Raw genomic sequence first — 3,937 nt, 5'->3', positions numbered from 1 at the left:
GGTGGCATGGCGGCGGGCTTCGACGGCGACGACGTCGGGGCTGATCGCGCCCACCGACAGGGCCGAGGTGATGCCGGCGATCACGTCATCGGCCGGGAGGGATCGGTGGAGCAGGAGCACGTCGATCAACGCTTGGGTGCCGGCGACGTCGCCGCTGGTCTTGCGGGCCGCGGCCCAGAACGCGTCGTGGGCTGCGGTGAATGCTCCGGCGGCGCGGGCCTGCGCGAGGGCGGTGGAGCCGGGGAACGCGCCGGGCTTGTGCCGTAGGACTTCGAGGTAGTGGTCCAGTTCGACCCTGGTCACGCCACGGGTGCCGAGGCGTGGGTGGGTGGCGACGACGGTGCGGCCTTCGAACACGACCACGCACGAGGCCCGTAGGGATACGCGGACGCGTTGGCCGATCAGGTGGGCGGGGACGGAGTACTTGACCATGCGGACGGTGATCAGGGCGGAGCGGTCGACGCGGGGGTGGAGGATCAGGCCGGGGTCGAAGTCATCGGCCGGCAACGGTGCCAGGTGGTCGAGTTCGGTGTGGTGGTCCTGCCCGATCGTGTTGGCGTGGCCGGTGATGCGGCGGGTGTTGTCGTCGTGTTCCCAGGCACGGATCTTGTCGTTGAGTTCGTCCAGGCTGGCGACTTCGGGCATGGGGGTGAGGTGGTTGCGGCGGAACCAGCCGACCTCGCCCTCGACGCCGCCTTTCTCGTGGGCGCCGTCGATGCCTGGCTGGCAGTAGAACGCGTCGAAGCCGTAGTGGGAGCGGAACAGCACCCAGCGTTCGTTCTCGTCGCGGAGCCGGTTCCCGCCGTGGATGACTTGGACGACGGCGGAGGTGAGGTTGTCGTAGCGGATGTGGCGGGTCGGGATCCCGCCCAGGGCGTGGAAGGCCTCGATGTGTCCTTCGAGGAAGGCTTCCTGTCCGCCGGTCGGGTAGACGCGGTGGATGGCCTTGCCGGAGTGGGACAGGCGGTAGACGAACATGTGGCACTTGGTCTTGACGCCGTCGAGGATGACGTAGACCTCGCCGAAGTCGACCTCGGCCTCCGCGCCGGGGGCGTGGTCCTGCGGCACCATCGCCTCCACCCGGCGCCCGGCCTCCAGATCGATCTGCGCGCGCCGGACCCGCACGTAGTCCCGCACCGTCGAGTACGACAGGTCCGTGGCGCCGTGCTCGTCACACAGCCGGGCCAGGATCCGGGTCGCGGTATGACGCTGCTTGCGCGGCGCAGTCAGGTCATAGCGCAGCATCTCGTCGATCGCCGGCTTGTACGGATCCAGGCGCGGTGCTGTGCGGACCGGTTTCTTGCGAGGTGGGGGTTCGGCAGCGGCGAGGGCCTGGCGGACGGTGCGGCGGTGGACTCCGTGTTTGCGGGCGAGCTCGCGGATGGACAGGCCATCGACTCGCGCGTCGTGGCGGATGTCGGCGTACAGCTGCACTCGTGACCCCATCTTGGCTCCCTTGCCCTCGCGACTGGTTCCCAGTGATGGGGACCAGCGTGAAGGGGTGGGGCCAGTTCAGACCGTCAACACCCCGGCAAGTCGCACGCGGGGCCAGATCAGGCCGTCACAACGGGGCCAAACCAAGCTGTCACAACCACGAGGCACATCGACGCGGCGACAGACCAAAGCTGACGGGCCTCCAGCTTCGCCGTTGTGGCGATGATCTTTTCGGCCCGCTCGTTCGCGGCGTCAATCTTGGCTGTTGCCACGGCCCCGGCGTCGGCAGCGGCCCTCTCGATCGACTGCACAGCCTGATCCCGGGCCGTGCTGATCGCACTCGTCGCCTCGGCGCTGGCTTGGGTGATCGACTCCCGCCAGGCCTTCTGCGCACCGTTCGCGGCCCGCTCGAACTTAGCCCGGCTCTCATCGAGATGCTTGGCGGCAGCCTCGGACTTAGAGGCTGAGCCCTTCAGACTCTCCCCGTTGAGGTTCACGCTCATACCCGCGAGAGTGGACGCGATTCCGGCGAGCAGTTCGCTGTTCTCGTTCGACTCCGGCGGCGGCGACGTTGAGGTCAGCTGATGCGAGATCGCGGAGAGCTGCTTCTCCTGCTCCTCGCTGTCCACCTTCACGAACCCCGCGAGCTTCTTCTGCTGCTCGGTCAGCGTGGCGATCCTCGTATTCTGCGCCTCGACGGCGGCGAGGATCGAGGTCAACAGCTCCATCGTCTCCGGACTGCCGAGCGGTTGCGGCGACTGCACGGGCCCGTTCTGCTGCTTCAGCCTGTCGAGTGCTGCGCTCATGTTCCTGCTCCTTCTGCTGCTGGTGGTAGTCGAAGAACGCCTGCGCGCCCTCCGGGGTGAAGTCCGCCGAGAGTGCGCTCGTGCGCTTGCGGCGCTCGGCACGCCCGGACTCGCCGCGGCGGTCCTCGATGTAGAGCGTCCAGGTCTCCTGCCCGGCGCGTTTGCCCTTCTTGCTGACGGGGCTGTGCAGCCGCATCCGTGGCACCCGATCCCCGTCATCACCGAGCTGCTGGTTCTGCTCCTCGATCACCGAGACCAGACCGGCCTTGTCCACCGCGCGGGGATCGGCCAGCGCCGCACTCATCCGGTCGCCCATCTCGCGGTCGAGCGACCCCTCGGCGAAGTCTTCGCGGCGCAGCTCCCAGTCCTTCGGCGCGTGCTCCAGCCGCTTCACGACCGAGAGCCCGTGCTCGCGCATCAGCTCGTCGTTCGCCGACTGCACGCCCTTCTGATTCCCGGCCTTGCGGTCGTGGAACGTGCGATAGTCCGAGAGCGCCTTTCCCGTGCGGTTGTTGTGATTGAGAACCAAAATATGGTTGTGCGGCTTCTTTCCCCGCCCATCCACATGACTGACGACGAGGCAGTCGGAATCCGGGTGCATCTTCTTGGCGAGCTGGTAGCCCAGGTCGTTCACCCGCTGCACGTGTTCGGGGTTCTTCGGGTCGAACTCCTCGTCGCTGAACGACTGGCGGTAGTGCAGCGCCTCGACCTCGCGCGTCGTGTTCTGCGTGAGCGCCCGAGCGCGCGCCGAGAACGCGCCGGGGCCTCCCGGCACATCGCACGTGATCGCTACGCCCCGCTCGTCCTCCTTGCCCCGGATATAGCGCTCCGTGTCGGCGGCGCTGGCGCTCGGGCTGTAGTGCGTCGTGCTCACGAGGCCGTCCGATCACCGAGCAGGGCGCGGACCTCGCGCAGCAGCTCGATAAGCTCGGGCACCTCCGACGACAGCGCCACCGCCTCACCGGCACGTGCTCGGTGGTCCAGGTCGTTGACGTTGATCGCCAGCGGGCGGATCTGCGCGGCCAGCTCGCGCGCGTCCGCCGACACCTGCGCGCGCGCTTCGACGCCGAGCAGGTGCGCGGCCACGGCGGCGTCCAGCTCCTCGCTCCGAGAGGCGTGGAGGGCATCTCGGACGACGGCCCGCACCCACGTGCTCGGAGCCAGCCCGAGCCGCTTCGCACGAGTGCGAAGCGCCGCGAGCGTGGCCTCTCCGAAGTCGGTATCGAGCTTCGCGCGGCCCCCACGACGACGCTTCGCGCCGCCGTGACTCTGCCGCACAGCCTCCGCATCAGCCCGACCCGTGTTCACCTGGGAGTCGGTCCGCTGCTCCACCTGTACGCCAGAGTGGCAAGCAGTAGCCGTGTCGGACATTTCGCTGAAGCTCATGTCCTCCCCGGCTGCTTGCGAGGGGCCTCCGGCCCCCTCGACCCCCTGGAAGAGCGCATCACGTTCGGTGCTCATCGCGCACCTCCCACGACCAGCAGCCCGCCGTTCGCGCGGAGGCGCTTGACCTTCCGGTCAAGCTCCGCCCGGTGCGCCTCGGCGCGCTGCCGACGCTCGTCCTCGGTGAGCACCGGGCAGGTGTCGGCATGCCGCCCATAGGACGCAGCGGGGCGCGGCGAACAGGTGCACGTCGCCAGCTTGCGCCGCTCCGCCTCCCACCGCTCGATCTCCTTCTGAACCGCCCCGGGTTTGGT

5 protein-coding genes are annotated in these 3,937 nt (G+C 68.7%); all 5 read right to left on the bottom strand.

All coding sequences use genetic code 11. The features are described from left to right. A partial coding sequence (gene istA, locus B4E97_RS04075) for an IS21 family transposase (protein ID WP_286958779.1) occupies positions 1-1,446 on the bottom strand: 1,446 nt, incomplete at its 3' end. Positions 1,447-1,553: 107 nt separating this feature from the next. Further along, a complete protein-coding gene (locus B4E97_RS04070; RefSeq protein ID WP_286958778.1) occupies positions 1,554-1,937 on the bottom strand; it encodes a hypothetical protein in 384 nt (127 codons plus the stop codon). Continuing rightward, positions 1,891-3,114: a relaxase/mobilization nuclease domain-containing protein gene (locus B4E97_RS04065; protein ID WP_144790643.1), complete on the bottom strand. Its 1,224-nt coding sequence runs from the start codon at positions 3,112-3,114 to the stop codon at positions 1,891-1,893. Before B4E97_RS04065 ends, B4E97_RS04070 begins: the two co-directional genes overlap by 47 nt. After that, complete coding sequence (locus B4E97_RS04060) at positions 3,111-3,701, bottom strand: hypothetical protein (protein WP_178946170.1); 591 nt, start codon at positions 3,699-3,701, stop codon at positions 3,111-3,113. Before B4E97_RS04060 ends, B4E97_RS04065 begins: the two co-directional genes overlap by 4 nt. Next, a partial coding sequence (locus B4E97_RS04055; RefSeq protein WP_286958776.1) for a hypothetical protein occupies positions 3,698-3,937 on the bottom strand: 240 nt, incomplete at its 5' end. The genes B4E97_RS04055 and B4E97_RS04060, both read right to left, overlap by 4 nt.

It is taken from the genome of Arsenicicoccus sp. UBA7492 (genome assembly GCF_002479615.1).
Lineage (GTDB): Bacteria > Actinomycetota > Actinomycetes > Actinomycetales > Dermatophilaceae > Arsenicicoccus > Arsenicicoccus bolidensis.
Note: the sequence above shows the minus strand (reverse complement) of the source record. Positions and strands in the feature narration are given on the sequence as shown.

Bases quoted from the DNA above. Each gene is read 5' to 3' on its own strand.
- B4E97_RS04060 (WP_178946170.1), bottom strand. From the start codon at position 3,701: ATGAGCACCGAACGTGATGCGCTCTTCCAGGGGGTCGAGGGGGCCGGA.
- B4E97_RS04070 (WP_286958778.1), bottom strand. From the start codon at position 1,937: ATGAGCGTGAACCTCAACGGGGAGAGTCTGAAGGGCTCAGCCTCTAAG.